The sequence below is a fragment of the Streptomyces decoyicus genome (genome assembly GCF_019880305.1).
Classification (GTDB): Bacteria; Actinomycetota; Actinomycetes; order Streptomycetales; family Streptomycetaceae; genus Streptomyces; species Streptomyces decoyicus.
Genome location: NZ_CP082301.1, coordinates 815,666 through 831,996, shown reverse-complemented (window position 1 = coordinate 831,996; position 16,331 = coordinate 815,666). Strand labels below are relative to the sequence as shown.

Sequence of the window (16,331 nt, the reverse complement as noted above, 5' to 3'; positions counted from 1 at the left end):
CACAGTCGGCCACCCGACCAGCAGGAGGAGGGTCATGTCCCGCACGCCCGCAAACAGTTCCCGTGTGGTTGTCATCGGTGCCGGCATCGTCGGCTGTTCGCTCGCCGACGAGCTGACCGCCCGCGGCTGGACCGAGGTCACCGTCCTCGAACAGGGCCCGCTGCCGGCCCCCGGCGGCTCCACCTCCCACGCACCCGGCCTGGTTTTCCAGACCGGCCCGTCCAAGACCATGACCGAGTTCGCCGCCTACACCGTCCGGAAGTTCGGCTCCCTGGAGGTGGACGGGCTGCCCTGCTTCAACCCGGTCGGCGGCCTGGAGGTCGCCACCACCGAGGCCCGCTGGGCCGACCTGCACCGCAAGGCCGGACTCGCGGCCTCCTGGGGCGTACGCGGTGAACTGCTCACCCCGCAGCAGTGCAAGCACCTCTGGCCGATGCTGGACGAGACCCAGATCTACGGAGGCTTCCACACCGCCGACGACGGCCTGGCCCGCGCCGTGCTCGCCTGCCGCGCCCAGATCGCACGGGCCGAGAGCCGCGGCGCCCGCTTCCTGGAGCGGCACACCGTCACCGGAATCGAGCGGGAGGCCGGCCGCGTCACCGGCGTCGTCACCGACCGCGGCACCTTCCCCGCCGACCATGTCGTCTCGGCCGCCGGCTTCTGGGGCCCGGTGATCGGCGCGATGGCCGGGGTGGACGTACCGCTCCTCCCGCTGGCCCACCAGTACGCGACCACCGAGCCGCTGCCCGAGCTCGCCGGCGTCAACGATTCCCGTATGGAGGCGAGCAAGCCGATCCTGCGCTTCCAGGACCGCGACCTCTACTTCCGTGAACACACCGACCGCATCGGCATAGGCTCCTACGCCCACCGTCCGATGCCCGTCGACCCCTTCACCCTCCCCGCTTTCGACGAGGCCCCCGTCATGCCGTCCTCGCTTCCCTTCACCGAGGACGACTTCGCACCGAGCTGGCAGGACAGTGTCGGACTGCTGCCCGCGCTGGGCGCCTCGCGGGTGGCCGAGGGCTTCAACGGTGTCTTCTCCTTCACCCCCGACGGGATGCCGGTCCTCGGCGAGTCCCGTGAACTGCGCGGATTCTGGCTGGCCGAGGCGGTCTGGGTCACCCACTCCGCGGGCGTCGCCAAGGCCGTGGCCGAGTGGATGACGGACGGCCGCCCCACGATCGACATCCACGAATGCGACCTCTACCGCTTCGAGGACGCCCAGCGCTCGCCCGCCTATATCGCCGACCGCGGCGCCCAGAGCTTCATCGAGGTCTATGACGTCATCCACCCGCTACAGCCCATGGAGCAGCCGCGGCCGCTGCGCACCGGCCCCTTCTACCCGCGGCAGCAGGAGCTCGGCGCGTACTTCCTGGAGGGCGGTGGCTGGGAGCGCCCGCACTGGTACGAGGCCAACGCCCCGCTCGCGGAGGGGCTCCGGCTCCCCGAGCGTGACGCCTGGTCGGCGCGCTACTGGTCGCCGATCGCCGCCGCCGAGGCCAGGGCCACCCGCGAAAAGGTCGCCCTGTACGACATGACCCCGCTGCGCAGGCTGGAGGTCACCGGGCCCGGCGCCCTTGCCTTCCTCCAGCGGATGACCAGCAACAACCTCGCCAAGAAGCCGGGCGCGGTCACGTACACCCTGCTCCTGGACGAGGCCGGCGGCATCCGCTCCGACCTCACCGTGGCCCGGCTCGCCCCGGACCGCTTCCAGGTCGGCGCCAACAGCGGATCCGACCTCGACTGGCTGCTGCGGCACGCCCCGGACGAGGGGGTCCAGGTCCGCGACATCACGTCCGGCACCTGCTGCATCGGCGTCTGGGGTCCGCTCGCCCGCGACCTGGTCCAGCCGCTCACCCGCGACGACTTCTCCCACCAGGCCTTCGGCTACTTCAAGGCCAGGCACACCTACCTCGGCCATGTCCCGGTCACCGCGATGCGCCTCAGTTACGTCGGCGAACTCGGCTGGGAGCTGTACACCACCGCCGATATGGGGCTGCGGCTGTGGGACACGCTCTGGGAGGCGGGCCGGGAGCACGGGGTGATCGCCGCCGGGCGCAGCGCCTTCAACAGCCTCCGCCTGGAGAAGGGTTACCGCGCCTGGGGCCATGACATGACCACCGAGCACAACCCGTACGAGGCCGGTGTCGGCTTCGCCGTCCGCCCCGCCAAGGGCGACTTCCTCGGCCGCGAAGCACTGGAGGGCCACAGCGAGGAGACCGCGGCGCGCAAGCTCAGCTGCCTCACCCTCGACGACCCCGGTGCCGTCGTCCTCGGCAAGGAACCGGTCTACGTCGACGGTCAACCGGCCGGCCACGTCACCTCCGCCGCCTACGGCTACACCCTCGGCCGGGGCATCGCCTACGCCTGGCTGCCGGCCGCCGCGGCGGCCCCCGGTACCTCCGTCCACATCGAGTACTTCGGTGAGAAGATCCCCGCGACCGTCGCCCGAGAGCCCCTCTTCGACCCGCAGATGGAGCGCATCCGCAGGTAGGCCGGCCCGTGGCCCCCGGTGATCCGCTCCCCGCCCTCCGTACGCAGAAGGAGCAACCGCATGGCTCCCACCTACGACGTCATCGTCCTCGGCCTCGGCGGCATGGGCAGCGCCGCCGCCCACCATCTCGCCGCCCGCGGCGCCCGGGTCCTGGGTCTGGAGAAGTTCGGCCCGGTGCACCACCGCGGCTCCAGCCACGGTGGTTCCCGTATCACCCGGCAGTCCTACTTCGAGGACCCCGCCTACGTGCCGCTGCTGCTGCGCTCCTACGAGCTGTACGAGAAGCTGGAGCGGGAAACCGGCCGGGAGATCGCCACCCTCTGCGGCGGGGTGATGATCGGCCGCCCCGACAGCCGCACCGTCCGCGGCAGTCTGGAATCCGCCCGCCGGTGGGACCTCCCGCACGAGATGCTCGGCCCCAAGGAGATCCGCCGCCGCTTCCCGACCCTCACCCCCGCCGAGGACGAGGTCGCGCTGTACGAGGCGCGGGCGGGCCTGGTCCGGCCGGAGCACACCGTCGCCGCGCATGTCCGGCTCGCCACCCAGGACGGCGCCGAGCTGCACTTCGAGGAGCCGGTCACCCGCTGGGAGGAGCTGCCCGGCGGCGCCGGGGTCCGCGTCCACACCCCCGAAGACACCTACACCGCGGGGCAGTTGGTGATCTGCCCGGGAGCCTGGGCGCCCCAGCTGCTCACCGACCTGGGCGTGCCGTTCACCATCGAACGGCAGGTCATGTACTGGTTCGCCCCCGACGGCGGCACCGCGCCCTTCGTCCCCGAGCGGCACCCGATCTACATCTGGGAGGACGCGCAGGGCGTCCAGGTCTACGGCTTCCCGTCGATCGACGGCCCCGACGGCGGCGCGAAGGTCGCCTTCTTCCGCAAGGGCACCGTCTGCACACCGGAGACCATCGAACGCACCGTGCACGACCACGAGGTGCGTGCCATGGCCGACCAGATGAGCCCGCGTATCCCCGCCCTGCCCGGCCGTTTCCTCAAGGCCGCCACCTGCATGTACTCCAACACCCCCGACGAGCACTTCGTGATCACCCGGCATCCCGCACACCCGGAGACCGTGACCGTCGCCTGCGGATTCTCCGGACACGGCTTCAAGTTCGTCCCCGTGGTCGGGGAGATCGTCGCCGATCTCGCGCTGACCGGGGCCACCGCGCACCCCATCGAGCTTTTCGACCCGCGCCGGCCCGCCGCCGCGGCCGCTTGAGGAGACCGTCATGACGACCACCCACACCGAGTCCGCACCGGCCCCGGCCGCCACCCCCGCGGCCTCCACCCCCACGGCCGGTACCTCCCCGAGCCTGATCGCCACCCTCGCCGGCCACCACTACACCGACCCCGACATCTTCCGCCAGGAGCAGGAGAAGATCTTCGAGCGGCTGTGGTTCTGCGCGGTACGCAGCGCCGACCTGGAAAAGCCCGGCGCCTTCCGCACGGTCCGGATCGGCCGCGAGAGCGTAGTGATCACCCGCAACCGCGCCGGCGAGCTGCGCGCCTTCCTCAACATCTGCCGGCACCGCGGCGCGCAGCTGTGTACCGAGGAGTCCGGAGAGGTCCGCCGCAACCTCCAGTGCCCCTATCACGCCTGGACCTACGACCTCGACGGCCGCCTGGTGGCCGCCCCCAACCTCCAGAAGATGCCGGACATCGACCGCACCGAACGCGGCCTGGTCACCGTCCCGCTGCGCGAGTGGCTCGGCTACGCCTGGGTGTGCCTGGCCGACGAGCCGCCGTCCTTCGAGGACACGGTGATCGGCGCGGCCGTCGAGCGACTGGGGGACGCCGCCTGTCTCGACCGCTACCGCACCGAAGGACTCGCCCTCGGCAGGCGCCTCACCTATGACGTGCGCGCCAACTGGAAGCTCATCATCGAGAACTTCATGGAGTGCTACCACTGCGGCACCATCCACCCCGAACTCACCGAGGTGCTACCGGAGTTCGCCGACGGGTTCGCCGCCCAGTACTACGTCGGCCATGGCGCGGCCTTCGCCGAGGAGGCCACCGGATTCACCGTGGACGGCACCGAGGGCTTCGGCCGGCTCCCGGGCATCGAGGACACCCAGGACCGCCGCTACTACGCGATCACCGTCCGGCCGCAGGTGTTCGTCAACCTCGTCCCGGACCATGTGATCGTCCACCGGATGTTCCCGATGGCCCCGGACCGCACCGTCGTCGAATGCGACTGGCTGTACCTGCCCGAGGTCGTCGACTCCGGTGCCGATGTCTCCAAGTCCGTCGAGCTCTTCCACCGGGTCAACACCCAGGACTTCGACGCCTGTGAACGCACCCAGCCGGCCATGAGCTCCCGCGCCTACCGCGCCGGCGGGGTGCTGGTACCCAGCGAGCACCACATCGGCGCCTTCCACCACTGGGTCACCGACCGCCTGGAGGGGGAACGTGCCTGACCTGTTCCTCTTCCGCAGGGGCCGCTGAGGGGTGGCAAGGCCCGACCGGGCGGAACAAAAGCCCTGAGCCCCGGCCATATGGTCCGACCACACGCCCTGTGTGACATAGTTTTGGCAAGGGAGCACGGGGCCGAGCCGGGGAGTGGTGGATGTCTGCCGAATGGCGACCTGTGCGGCAGTCGCGCACACATGAGCTCGTGCTGGAGCGCATCGAGGAACGCGTGCTCGCGGGCGAGCTCAAGGCGGGGGACCGGTTGCCGCCCGAGCGCGAGCTGGCACCGGTACTCGGCGTCAGCCGCTCCGCGCTGCGCGAGGCGCTGCGGGTGCTGGAGACGATCGGCGTGCTCGTCGCGCAGGCGGGCCGCGGGCCGGGCGCGGGGGCGCGGATCGTACGGAACCCGGACGACGCGCTGGGCCGGCTGTTGCGCCTGCACTTCGCCCTGGGGAGCTACAGCCTGCACGACGTGCTGGAGGCCCGGGTGGTGCTGGAGCGTTCCAGCTTCGAGGCGGCCGCGGAACACGCTCCGGCGGAGGACCTCGACGAGGCCGAAGCACTCCTGGTGCGTATGCAGGAGCCCGAGGTGGGGGTCGCCGATTTCAACGACCTGGACACCCGGTTCCATGTCGCCATCGCCCGTAGCTCGGGCAATCAGCTCACCTCCACCCTCACCTCGGCCGTACGGGAGTCGGTGCGTCCGCTGATCCTGCGGGCGCTGGAGACGGCGGAGGACTGGGCGGCCACGGCGGGTGCGCTGAACGCCGAGCACACCGAGCTGCTGCGTCTGGTGCGTGCGGGCAAGGGCGCGAAGGCCGCCGACCTGGTCGAAGCGCATATCCGTGGTTTCCACGGCACGTTGGTCGACGAGAAGCCCCAGGCGGAGCAGGCGGAGCTCGCAGGCGGGGCGGGCGAGGCAGATCCGGAAGGCCGGTAAGGCCGGGAAGGCTGAGCCGGCAGGGCGGCCGAGTGCCGGGCCCGTAGGCGTCACCGCGTCAGGACCGGTACAGGGGGGCGGCGGCCCCGCCGCCCCCCACCCGTTCCCCTACGGCAGCATCCAGGACAGCACCGGAAGCGACTGGAGCGCGACCAGGACGCACAGCACCGCCAGCATCGCGACGCTGTATCCGGCGACCTTCCGCAGCAGGGTCCGCTCGGTGCCCGGCTGTTCCACGGCGGTCGCCGCGATGGTCAGGTTCTGCGGGCTGATGAGTTTGCCGACGACACCGCCGGTGGTGTTGGCGGCCACCAGCAGGGTCGGGTCGATGCCCGCCGCCTTGCCCGCGGTCTGCTGGAGCGTGGCGAACAGGGCGTTCGACGAGGTGTCCGAGCCGGTGACGGCGGTGCCGAGCCAGCCGAGCACCGGGGAGAGCACGGCGAAGAACCCGCCGGTGGCGGCGAGCCAGGTGCCGATGGCGAGGGTCTGTCCCGACTGGTTCATGACGTAGCTCAGGGCCAGCACGATGGCGACCGTGGCGATGGCGGTCCGCATGTTCCGCAGGGTGCGTCCGGCGCAGGACAGACCCATGCGCGCGGTCATCGGGAAGCGGTCGGAGTCTTTTGCGCGGCTGTAGATCAGCATCACGAGGAGGCCGGAGAGGAGGAGCAGGGTGCCGGGGTTGCCCAGGACCTCCAGCTTGTAGACCGCGCTGCCCGCGGGGGAGCCGTCGGCGGCCAGGAGAGTGCCGTACAGGCCGGGCCAGTCGAGCTGGAGGGTGAGGGCGCCGAGCAGCTTGGGCATGTCGAGTGCGCCGAGGTGGAGCTTGGCGAGGGCGAAGACCGCGATCACCAGGATGTACGGCAGGACGGCGAGGGAGACGCGGCGGCCGGTGAGCGGTTCGGCCTCGACCCGGGAGCGCTGGTCGTCCGGTGTCGTGGGGGACCAGAAGCGCAGCATGATCACGGCGGCGCCGAAGCCGGCGAGCGCCGCGACGACATCGGTGAGCTCGTACGCGAAGTGGGCCGAGCACCAGAATTGGGCGAGGGCGAACACGGATCCGGTGACCAGGGCGATGGGCCACAGCTGCCGCAGCCCGCGCCGCCCGTCGACGAGGAAGAGCAGGAGCTGCGGGACGAAGAGGGCGAGCAGCGGGCTCTGACGGCCGATGACGCCGGCGAGGTCCTCGGCCGGTATGCCGGTGAGGGTGCCCGCGGTGGTGATGGGGATGGCCATGGCGCCGAAGGCGACGGGTGCGGTGTTGGCGACCAGGACGGTCACGGCCGAGGTGAGCCGCGGCAGCCCGAGCGCCATCAGCATGGCGGCGGTGATCGCGACGGGGGCGCCGAACCCGGCGAGGGCCTCGAGGAGTCCGCCGAAGCAGAACGCGATGAGCATGGCCTGGATGCGCAGATCACCGCGGCCGACGGAGTTGAAGGAGCGGCGCAGATCCTCGAAGCGGTTGCTGGCCACGGTGAGTTCGTAGAACCAGATCGCCGACACGACGATCAGCATCACCGGGAAGAGGCCGAAGGCCAGACCCTGGGTGGCGGAGAGAGCGCCGAGCTGGAGAGGCATCCCGTAGCCGAGGACCGCGACCAGCAGCGCGACCAGCAGGGCGCCGAGGGCGGAGTGCAGCGCGGGGCGCCGGGCCGCCATCAGCAGCACGAAGAAGGTCGCCAGGGGGACCAGACCCAGTAGCGCGGTGGCCGTGAGGCTGTCCCCGACGGCGGCCACGTCGGGGGTGTAGGCCGCCAGGGCGGCGGGTGGTGTGGTGGCCACGGAGTGCTCCTCATCGAGTCATCGAGTTCTGCGCGCCGTCCGGCCTGTCGGAACGTCCCGTCCCCGGCGGGAGCGGCGCGCCCGGTGGCTGAGAATCGCCCTCAGTAGCCCATTGAAGATGTCGCATGTCAATAAGGTCGGACCAAACTTCGCCCGCACTTTTCTTCCTCGGTCCGAAACAAGTATGGTCGGACCATAAGTGAGGGAGGCTCCATGCGCATCGCGCTCTTCGCCACCTGCCTGGGAGACACGCTCTTCCCGGAGGCGGTGAAATCCACCGCGGTCCTGCTGGCCCGTCTGGGGCATGACGTGGTGTTCCCGCCGCAGCAGACCTGCTGTGGCCAGATGCACGTCAACACCGGCTATCAGCGGGAGCCGGTGCCGCTGGTGCGGAACTTCGCCGAGCAGTTCGGCGACCCGTCGATCGAGGCGGTGGTGATGCCGTCCGGGTCGTGTGCGGGCTCGGTCCGCCATCAGCACGAGATCGTCGCCGACCGGTACGGGGACGCCGCGCTGCGCGCCGGGGTCGCCACCGTGAAGACCAAGACGTACGAGCTGTCCGAGTTCCTCGTCGACGTACTCGACGCGACAGACGTCGGCGCGTACTTCCCGCACCGGGTGACCTACCACCCCACCTGCCACTCCCTGCGGATGCTGCGGGTCGGCGAGAAGCCGCTGCGGCTGCTGCGCGCCGTCGAGGGCATCGACCTGGTGGAACTCCCCGAGGCCGACGCCTGCTGCGGCTTCGGCGGCACCTTCGCGGTCAAGAACGCCGCTACGTCCTCCGCGATGCTGCGGGACAAGATGGACCACATCGCCGGCACCGGCGCGAAGGTGTGCACCGCGGGCGACTCGTCCTGTCTGATGCACATCGGCGGCGGTCTCTCACGCATCAAGTCCGGTACGCGGACCCTGCACTTGGCGCAGATCCTCGCGTCCACCCGCACCGCGCCCCATGCCCTGACGGAGGCCGCCCGATGAGGATGCCGACCGACCCCTCGACGCGTGGCACCTTCCTCGGTATGCCCGCAGTCCCCCCGCGCTCCCCGTACGGGACGGGCCATCTGCGGGGCGAGCGCACCTTCCCCGAGGCCGCCCACGACGAGCTGGGCAACGAGCAGCTGCGCCGCAACCTGGGCCGGGCCACCCACTCCATCCGCGCCAAGCGCCTGGACGTCACCGGTGAACTGCCCGACTGGGAGCAGCTGCGCGACGCAGGCTCGGCGATCAAGACCGACACCATGAACCGGCTGCCCGGACTGCTGGAGCAGTTGGAGCGGAAGGTCACCGAGCACGGCGGCACCGTCCACTGGGCGCGCGACGGCGTCGAGGCCAACGAGATCGTCACCCGGCTGGTCAGGCGGACCGGCAGCGACGAGGTCCTCAAGGTCAAGTCGATGGCCACCCAGGAGATCGGCCTCAACGAGCACCTGGCGAGCCAGGGGATCGCCGCCCTGGAAACCGACCTGGCCGAGCTGATCGTGCAGCTCGCCGACGACCGTCCTTCGCACATCCTGGTCCCCGCGATCCACCGCAACCGCGACGAGATCCGGGAGATCTTCCTCCGCCGGATCCCCGGCGTCGACCCCGCGCTGGGCGCCGCCCCCGCCGAACTGGCCGCCGCGGCGCGTGCCTATCTGCGCGAGAAGTTCATGACGGCCGAGGTGGCCGTCTCCGGCGCCAACTTCGGGATCGCCGAGACCGGCACGCTGTCGGTGGTCGAGTCCGAGGGCAACGGCAGGATGTGCCTGACCCTGCCCGAGACGCTGATCACCGTCATGGGCATCGAGAAGGTACTGCCGCGCTTTCAGGACCTGGAAGTCTTCCTCCAGCTGCTCCCGCGCTCCTCGACCGGTGAGCGGATGAACCCGTACACCTCGCTGTGGACGGGCGTGACGCCGGGCGACGGTCCGCAGGAGTTCCACCTCGTGCTGCTCGACAACGGGCGGACGGCGGCGCTCGCGGACACGATCGGGCGCGAGGCGCTCAACTGCATCCGCTGCTCGGCCTGCCTCAATGTCTGCCCGGTGTACGAGCGGACCGGCGGCCATGCCTACGGATCGACCTACCCCGGCCCGATCGGCGCGGTGCTCACCCCGCAGCTCGCCGGTATGCACGCGGCCAAGGACGACCCCAACAGCTCGCTTCCGTACGCCTCCAGTCTGTGCGGAGCCTGCTTCGACGCCTGCCCGGTGAAGATCGACATTCCGTCGCTGCTGGTCGAGCTGCGACACCAGCACACCGAACAGTCCAAAACGACCGCGGAGAAGCTGGCGATGACGGCCGCCGCCGCGGTCATGAAGCGGCCGAAGCTGTTCACGGCCGCACAGAGGACGGCGGGGCTCGGGCGCGTACTGGCGGGACGGGACGGCACGTTCTCCCGTCTGCCGCCGCCGTTCCAGGGCTGGAGCGACAGCCGTGACACCCCCGCCCCGCCCCCGCAGTCCTTCCGCTCCTGGTTCGCCTCCGCGGACGGCGCGGCCACGATGCGGGCCGCGGCGGAGGAAGGCGCACGGCACACCGACGACGATCCGCAGGAGGCGCAGTGACCACGACCGCACGGGAGACGGTGCTCCGACGCGTCCAGGACGCACTGGCCCGCTCCGACCGGCCCGAGGTGACCGTCCCGCGCGGCTACCGCACCGGCCGGTCCCTCCCCGACGGGGAGCGGCTCGCCCTCTTCACCGACCGGCTCGTCGACTACAAGGCGCAGGTGCGCACCTGCACGGCCGGCGCCACCGCGACGGTGATCGCCGAGGTGCTCCGGGCGCGCGGGGCACGGAAGATCGGCGTACCTCCGGGGCTCGACCCGGCCTGGCTGGCCGGGTACGACGGGGAGCTCCGCACCGACTCCCCGGACCTTCCGGCGCCCCGGCTCGACGCCCTGGACGGGGTGGTGACGGCCTCCGCCGTCAGCTGTGCCGAGACCGGCACGATCTTCCTGGACGGCGCCGCGGCGGACCAGGGGCGGCGCGCGCTGACGCTCGTCCCCGACCTGCATGTGTGTGTCGTCGACCTGTCGTCGGTACGGACCGGTGTGCCGGAGGCGCTGGCGCGGCTCGTGCCGGAGCACCCGACCACACTGATCAGCGGCCCCTCGGCCACCTCCGACATCGAGCTGGAGCGGGTGGAGGGCGTGCACGGCCCGCGCACCCTGGAGGTGGTGATCCGTACCGACGTGTGAGTGGTTCCGGTGTGCCGCACCGCGTCCCGTTCGGTCGGCCACCGGCGCTGTCCCCCGGGGCCCCGGCGGTGCGGGGCAGCGGCCGCGCCCGGCGGCACCTGGCGGCCCGTCAGGAACGGTGAGCGCCGCGCGTCGCGGCGGTCGCCCACCATGTAGCCTGCGCATACGGGTTGTATGCAGTTTCCAGTGGCGCAGGGGAGAGCGGGCGATGCAGTCGGGGCGTGAGAAGGCCTACGCGTATCTCAAGGACAGCGTGCTGACCGACCCGGAGATGCAGGACCGGTTCCTGTCCGAGCAGGAGATCGCGGACCGGATCGGCGTCTCCCGCACCCCGATCCGCGAGGCCCTGCTGCTGCTCGCCGCCGAGGATCTGGTGCGGCTGGTCCCCAAGCGCGGGGCGCATATCGCCCCGCTGTCCGGCCGCGAGATCCGGGAGCTGATGGAGATGCGCGGCCTGATCGAGCGCTTCGCCGCGGAGCGGACGACCGAGCGGGGCACCGCACCCGTCGACGAGATGGCGGACATCCTGGCCCACCAGGACACCCTGCGGGGCGAGGACTCCACCAAGGAGTTCATCGCCGCCGACCACCGTTTCCACGCCACCCTCGTCGCCGCCGTCGGCAACACGCTGATGAGCCGCCAGTACGACGCCCTGCGCAGCCGCCAGATCCGGGCCGGCGTCCTCGCCCTCTACCGCTCGGGCAACCGCCAGGACGATGTGCTCGCCGAACACCGCCGGATCCTCGACGGCTTGGTGGCCGGGGATGCCAAGGCCGCCTGTGCGGCCATCGACAGCCACATCCAGGCGACCCAGCGCATCCTGCTGGCCGCTTGACCCCGTCGGCCGGCGCCTACAGCTGCCGGTTGTCCAGCACCGCCACGGCCCGCCGGACCCGGGTGGTCTCCTCGGTGTCCACGTCCCCGAGCAGCAGATCCGGAGCGCTGCCCAGCTGGGCGCGGACGGTCCCGTCGGGGCCGATCAGCGCCGTGTGCCCGACGCCGTTCGGTGCCGCGGCGGGAGCCTCCGGATCGACCTGCGGGTCCGGGGCGGCCTGGTCGACGGCCGCGAGCCAGACCGTCGCGTCCAGGGCGCGCGCCCGCACCAGCAGATCCCACTGCGCGCGCTTGCCCGGACCCGCGGCCCAGGAAGCGGGCAGCAACGACACCGTCGCCCCTGCGTCCGCATGCGCCCGGAAGAGCTCGGGGAACCGCAGGTCGTAGCACGTGGCCAGGCCCACCCGGACGCCGTCGACATCGATGGTGACCACCCGGTTGCCCGGGGCGACGGTGTCGGACTCCCGGAAGCCGAAGGCGTCATACAGATGGATCTTGTCGTAGGACTCCTCGACATCGGGGCCGGTGGCCAGCAGGGTGTTGGCGACCCGCCCGTCGGACGCGGGGGTGAACATGCCCGCCACCACGGTCACCCCCGTCTCCCGGGCAACCGCTCGTACCCCCTCGGCCCACGGCCCGTCCAGCGGCTCGGCCACCGGCGCGAGCGGCACCCCGAACCGCACCATGGCCGCCTCGGGAAGGACCGTCAGCCGGGCCCCCTCGCGCGCCGCGCGACGGACCTGGTCCTGGACGTACGCGAGGTTCTCCTTCGGATCGGTCGATGCCGTCATCTGGCACAGCGCGATGCGCATGCGGATCTCTCTTCTCTCGTGCCGATCGGTACCTTCGGGGCCCGGTGCCGGGCGGCCGCCTCAACGGCCCGGTGCTTCCCGCACCATCCTCCCCGGCGCCGGCCCGGCGCCCTTCGCCAGGCGGGTGTACTCCTCGTCCTCATCGTGCGCCGGATCCCGCCCCAGCAGCACGCCCACGATGGTGACCACGGCGGTACCGGCCAGGTACAGCGCCAGCGGCAGCCAGCTGCCGAACGAGCCCAGCAGCGCGGTGAACAGCAGCGGCGCCACGGCCCCGCCGATCACCCCGGCGAGCGTGTAGGCCAGTGAGGAGCCGGTGTAGCGCAACCGCGGGGTGAACTGCTCGGCGACGAAAGCGGCCTGCGGCCCGTACAGCAGGGAGTGGATCGCCAGCGCCACCACCACGCCCAGCACCAACAGCCCCCAGGAACCGCTGTCCGCCATGGGGAAGAACACGAACGGCCATGCCGCCGCCGCGACCGCACCGCCGAGATACATCCGGCGCCGGTTCCAGCGGTCCGACAGTGCCCCGGCCAGCGGGATCAGCACGATCTGCAACGCCGAGCCGATGAGTACGGCCGCCAGCGCCTTCCCGCGGGGCAGCCCCAGCTGCTCGGTCGCGTAGGTGAGGACGAAGACGGTGAACATCGCATAGAGCACGTCCGGCGCCACCCGGCTGAGGATCGCGGCCACCAGGGCCCGCGGCTGGGTCGTGAACACTTCGCGGACCGGTGCCGCGGGCCGGTCGCCGCTCGCCTCCATGGCCCGGAAGACCGGGGTCTCCTCCAGCCGCACCCGGATCCACAGTCCGAAGACCACCAGGACACCGGAGAGCAGAAAGGCGATCCGCCAGCCCCAGGCCAGGAACTGCTGCTCGGACAGCAGCGCGCCGAGAGCCGCCAGCACGCCGTTGGCCATCAGATTGCCGACGGGCGGGCCGATCTGCGCCGCCGAGGCCCAGAAGCCGCGCCTGCGGGAGTCCCCGTACTCACTGGTCAGCAGCACGGCGCCGCCCCACTCGCCGCCGACCCCGACGCCCTGGGCGAAGCGCAGCAGGACCAGCAGGACCGGCGCGGCCGGTCCGATGGCGGCCTGGGTGGGCAGCAGGCCGATCAGCAGGGTCGCGGTACCGATCAGCATCAGCGTCGCCACCAGCACCTTCTTCCGGCCGATGACATCCCCGAGCCGCCCGAAGACGAATCCGCCGAGCGGCCGCGAGACATAGCCGACCGCGTAGGTGGAGAACGCCAGCAGGGTGCCGGTCAGCGGGTCCGCCGAAGGGAAGAAGAGCCGGCCGAAGACGAGTGCCGACGCGGCCGAGTAGACCGCGAAGTCGTACCACTCCAGCGAGGTGCCGGTCAGGCTGGCGACGAAGGCACGCACCAGCGCACCACGGTCGGGACGGGGTGCCGCACGGGTCTGCGCACTGCGGTGTTCTTCGTTGTCCATGGGTCGGGCCACCTCGGAATCGGTTGCTGCACTGCAGGGCATACTTGCTGTATACAAGGCGTATGCGCAACCCTTCCGAGGGGCGAATTTACTTTCGCGCAACCCACTGTGACCTGGAGGAACCATGGCCGCTCTGACCTTCGAGCTCCCTGACGGCACACGGCGCAGGGTCGAGGTGTCGAGCCTGCTCAACGCCGGTTACGCCGGCCGTAGCCAGGACGATGTGGCCGCCCATGTCGCGGAACTGGCCGAACTCGGCGTGCCCGCACCGTCCACCACCCCCGCCCTCTACCCGGTCGCGCCCTACCTGGGCCAGCAGACCACCCGGGTGCCGGTGCAGCACGCCCGCACCTCGGGCGAGGCGGAGTGGGCGCTCGTCGTCGACGACACCGGAGATCTGCTGCTCACCGCGGCCTGCGACCACACCGACCGCGCACTGGAGGCGCACGGCGTGGCCTGGAGCAAGAACGCCGGGCCCGATGTGCTCGCCCGCACGGCGTGGCGCCTGGCCGAGGTCGCCGACCGCCTCGACACCCTGACCCTGCGCGCCTGGGTCACCCCCGTCGGCGGCCGCGAGGAGCTCCTCGTCCAGGACGGTACGGCGGGCGAGCTGCTCCCGCCCGGCTACTGGACCGAGGTCCTGCGCGAGCGCGGCGAGCTGCGGCCCGGGACGGTCCTGATATCGGGAACGATCCCGATGCGCGAGGGTGTCGACCAGTTCGCGGCCCGCTGGCGCGTCGAACTCGCCGACCCGGCGACCGGCAATGTCATCGCGCTCGCCTACGACGTCGTCCCGATGCCGGAACCGATCGGCTGACCGGCGCCGCGCTCGCCGATGACCCGGTCCACGGCAAAGGGCCGGGCCGGCACCCCGAGGGGGCGCCGGCCTGGCCCGTAGGGGACCGCCCGGCCCCGGGTCCGCCGCGGCCGACGGGGCTCAGACGGCGAGCATGTCCCCGCCCGTGCCGGCGATTTCCTCCGGGCGCAGCAGGGCGGCGAGCCGGTCGGCCGGGAGCAGCCCCTGCTCCAGGACCAGTTCGGCGACGCCGCGTCCGGTGGCGAGGGCCTCCTTGGCGATCGCGGTGGCCGCGGTGTAGCCGATGTGCGGGTTGAGGGCGGTGACCAGCCCGATGGAGTTCTCCACGCTTGCGCGCAGCGTCTCGGTGTTGGCGGTGATGCCCGCGACGCAGCGCTCGGCGAGGGTGCGGCAGGCGGCCCCGAGGTGGGTGATGCTCTCCGAGAGGGAGTGCAGGATCACCGGCTCGAAGGCGTTGAGCTGGAGCTGGCCCGCCTCGGCGGCCATGGTGATGGTGACGTCGTTGCCGATGACCTCGAAGGCGACCTGGTTGACGACCTCGGGGATCACCGGGTTGACCTTGCCGGGCATGATGCTCGAACCGGCCTGTACCGGCGGCAGGTTGATCTCCGCAAGGCCGGCCCGCGGGCCGGAGGAGAGCAGCCGCAGATCGTTGCAGCTCTTGGAGAGCTTGACGGCGACGCGCTTGAGGACACCCGACAGATGGACGAACGCCCCGCAGTCCTGGGTGGCCTCGACGAGGTTGGCGGCGGTGACCAGGGGCAGGCCGGTCAGGGCGGCCAGGTGCTTGCGCGCCGCTTCGGCGTAGCCCTTGGGGGCGTTGAGGCCGGTGCCGATGGCGGTGGCGCCGAGGTTGATCTCGTGGATGAGCAGGACGGCCTCCGCCAGCCGGCTCTGGTCCTCCTCCAGCATCACCGCGTACGCCGAGAACTCCTGGCCCAGGGTCATCGGCACCGCGTCCTGGAGCTGGGTGCGCCCCATCTTGAGGATGTCGCGGAACTCCTCGGCCTTGGCGGCGAAGGCCTCGCGCAGCACGGTCATCGCCTCGAGGAGTTCCCGTACGGCGATGACCGTGGCGACGTTGACGGCCGTCGGGTAGACGTCGTTCGTCGACTGGCTGAGGTTGACATGCTCGTTGGGGTGCAGGTGGTGGTAGTCGCCCTTGGCGTGTCCCAGGATCTCCAGCGCCCGGTTGGCGATCACCTCGTTGGCGTTCATGTTCGTCGACGTACCGGCACCGCCCTGGATGACATCGACGATGAACTCGTCGTGCAACGGCCCGCCGGCCCGGATCTCCCGGCAGGCGGCGGCGATGGCGTCGGCCCGCTGCGGATCGAGCAGCCCCAGGTCTTCGTTGGCCCGGGCCGCGGCTTCCTTGACGGCGGCGAGCGCATTGATCAGGTGCGGGTAGGCGGAGATCGGCGTACCGGTGATGGGGAAGTTCTCCACGGCGCGCAGGGTGTGCACGCCCCAGTAGGCGTCGGCGGGTATCTCGCGGTCGCCGAGCAGATCGTGTTCGCGGCGGTGGCCGGCGGCAGTCATGGTGCAGGTGGTCCTTTGTGAGGTGGGGGAGGTGAGGGGGGAGGCCCGGCCGGTGAAGTGACGCGG

Annotated in this window: 13 protein-coding genes; 9 read left to right on the top strand and 4 right to left on the bottom strand. The window is 71.4% G+C overall.

What is annotated here, in order from left to right; genetic code table 11:
• Positions 1-34: 34 nt before the first annotated feature.
• From K7C20_RS03430 to K7C20_RS03415, 4 genes are all read left to right on the top strand, one after another.
• Positions 35-2,494 (top strand): GcvT family protein, encoded by a 2,460-nt coding sequence (locus tag K7C20_RS03430; protein ID WP_053209063.1) that lies wholly within the window; start codon positions 35-37, stop codon positions 2,492-2,494.
• Positions 2,495-2,554: 60 nt separating this feature from the next.
• Positions 2,555-3,715, top strand: coding sequence for an N-methyl-L-tryptophan oxidase (solA, locus tag K7C20_RS03425; protein ID WP_030084719.1), 1,161 nt, complete (start codon positions 2,555-2,557; stop codon positions 3,713-3,715).
• A gap of 10 nt (positions 3,716-3,725) precedes the next feature.
• Positions 3,726-4,913, top strand: a complete 1,188-nt coding sequence (locus K7C20_RS03420; RefSeq protein ID WP_030084718.1) for an aromatic ring-hydroxylating oxygenase subunit alpha — start codon at positions 3,726-3,728, stop codon at positions 4,911-4,913.
• Between the two features lie 149 nt (positions 4,914-5,062).
• Positions 5,063-5,845, top strand: a complete 783-nt coding sequence (locus K7C20_RS03415) for a FadR/GntR family transcriptional regulator (protein WP_030084717.1) — start codon at positions 5,063-5,065, stop codon at positions 5,843-5,845.
• A 108-nt stretch (positions 5,846-5,953) separates the two neighbouring features.
• Here K7C20_RS03415 and K7C20_RS03410 read toward each other — a convergent pair whose 3' ends face one another.
• Positions 5,954-7,627 carry an L-lactate permease gene (locus K7C20_RS03410; protein ID WP_030084715.1) on the bottom strand — a complete coding sequence of 558 codons (1,674 nt, stop codon included), beginning with the start codon at positions 7,625-7,627 and terminating at the stop codon, positions 5,954-5,956.
• 213 nt (positions 7,628-7,840) lie between these two features.
• On the opposite strand from K7C20_RS03410, the gene K7C20_RS03405 reads away from it, so the two are divergent.
• The 4 genes from K7C20_RS03405 to K7C20_RS03390 all read left to right on the top strand — a co-directional run bounded on the left by K7C20_RS03405 (position 7,841) and on the right by K7C20_RS03390 (position 11,646).
• Positions 7,841-8,608: a (Fe-S)-binding protein gene (locus K7C20_RS03405; RefSeq protein WP_053209062.1), complete on the top strand. Its 768-nt coding sequence runs from the start codon at positions 7,841-7,843 to the stop codon at positions 8,606-8,608.
• A gap of 41 nt (positions 8,609-8,649) precedes the next feature.
• Positions 8,650-10,176 carry a lactate utilization protein B gene (locus tag K7C20_RS03400; RefSeq protein ID WP_030084709.1) on the top strand — a complete coding sequence of 509 codons (1,527 nt, stop codon included), beginning with the start codon at positions 8,650-8,652 and terminating at the stop codon, positions 10,174-10,176.
• Positions 10,173-10,811, top strand: a complete 639-nt coding sequence (locus K7C20_RS03395; RefSeq protein ID WP_053209061.1) for a LutC/YkgG family protein — start codon at positions 10,173-10,175, stop codon at positions 10,809-10,811. Before K7C20_RS03400 ends, K7C20_RS03395 begins: the two co-directional genes overlap by 4 nt.
• A 208-nt stretch (positions 10,812-11,019) precedes the next feature.
• Entirely contained in the window at positions 11,020-11,646 is a 627-nt protein-coding gene (locus K7C20_RS03390; RefSeq protein WP_030084705.1) for a GntR family transcriptional regulator, read from the top strand.
• Positions 11,647-11,662: 16 nt separating this feature from the next.
• Here the strand turns inward: K7C20_RS03390 and K7C20_RS03385 are convergent, their stop codons facing one another.
• Both K7C20_RS03385 and K7C20_RS03380 read right to left on the bottom strand, forming a co-directional pair.
• A complete protein-coding gene (locus K7C20_RS03385) occupies positions 11,663-12,457 on the bottom strand; it encodes a carbon-nitrogen hydrolase family protein (RefSeq protein ID WP_053209060.1) in 795 nt (264 codons plus the stop codon).
• Positions 12,458-12,517: 60 nt separating this feature from the next.
• On the bottom strand, positions 12,518-13,906 hold the full coding sequence (locus tag K7C20_RS03380; RefSeq protein WP_209443889.1) for an MFS transporter: 1,389 nt from the start codon (positions 13,904-13,906) through the stop codon (positions 12,518-12,520).
• 124 nt (positions 13,907-14,030) lie between these two features.
• Here K7C20_RS03380 and K7C20_RS03375 point away from each other — a divergent pair, with 124 nt between their 5' ends.
• Positions 14,031-14,723, top strand: a complete 693-nt coding sequence (locus K7C20_RS03375) for a DUF2848 domain-containing protein (RefSeq protein WP_030084697.1) — start codon at positions 14,031-14,033, stop codon at positions 14,721-14,723.
• Positions 14,724-14,843: 120 nt separating this feature from the next.
• Here K7C20_RS03375 and aspA read toward each other — a convergent pair whose 3' ends face one another.
• Entirely contained in the window at positions 14,844-16,265 is a 1,422-nt protein-coding gene (aspA, locus tag K7C20_RS03370; protein ID WP_030084695.1) for an aspartate ammonia-lyase, read from the bottom strand.
• Between the last annotated feature and the right edge of the window lie 66 nt (positions 16,266-16,331).

Coding starts and splice junctions, on each gene's coding strand:
- K7C20_RS03430 (WP_053209063.1), top strand. CDS start 35: ATGTCCCGCACGCCCGCAAACAGTTCCCGTGTGGTTGTCATCGGTGCC.
- solA (WP_030084719.1), top strand. CDS start 2,555: ATGGCTCCCACCTACGACGTCATCGTCCTCGGCCTCGGCGGCATGGGC.
- K7C20_RS03420 (WP_030084718.1), top strand. CDS start 3,726: ATGACGACCACCCACACCGAGTCCGCACCGGCCCCGGCCGCCACCCCC.
- K7C20_RS03415 (WP_030084717.1), top strand. CDS start 5,063: ATGTCTGCCGAATGGCGACCTGTGCGGCAGTCGCGCACACATGAGCTC.
- K7C20_RS03405 (WP_053209062.1), top strand. CDS start 7,841: ATGCGCATCGCGCTCTTCGCCACCTGCCTGGGAGACACGCTCTTCCCG.
- K7C20_RS03400 (WP_030084709.1), top strand. CDS start 8,650: ATGCCCGCAGTCCCCCCGCGCTCCCCGTACGGGACGGGCCATCTGCGG.
- K7C20_RS03390 (WP_030084705.1), top strand. CDS start 11,020: ATGCAGTCGGGGCGTGAGAAGGCCTACGCGTATCTCAAGGACAGCGTG.
- K7C20_RS03385 (WP_053209060.1), bottom strand. CDS start 12,457: ATGCGCATCGCGCTGTGCCAGATGACGGCATCGACCGATCCGAAGGAG.
- K7C20_RS03380 (WP_209443889.1), bottom strand. CDS start 13,906: ATGGACAACGAAGAACACCGCAGTGCGCAGACCCGTGCGGCACCCCGT.
- K7C20_RS03375 (WP_030084697.1), top strand. CDS start 14,031: ATGGCCGCTCTGACCTTCGAGCTCCCTGACGGCACACGGCGCAGGGTC.
- aspA (WP_030084695.1), bottom strand. CDS start 16,265: ATGACTGCCGCCGGCCACCGCCGCGAACACGATCTGCTCGGCGACCGC.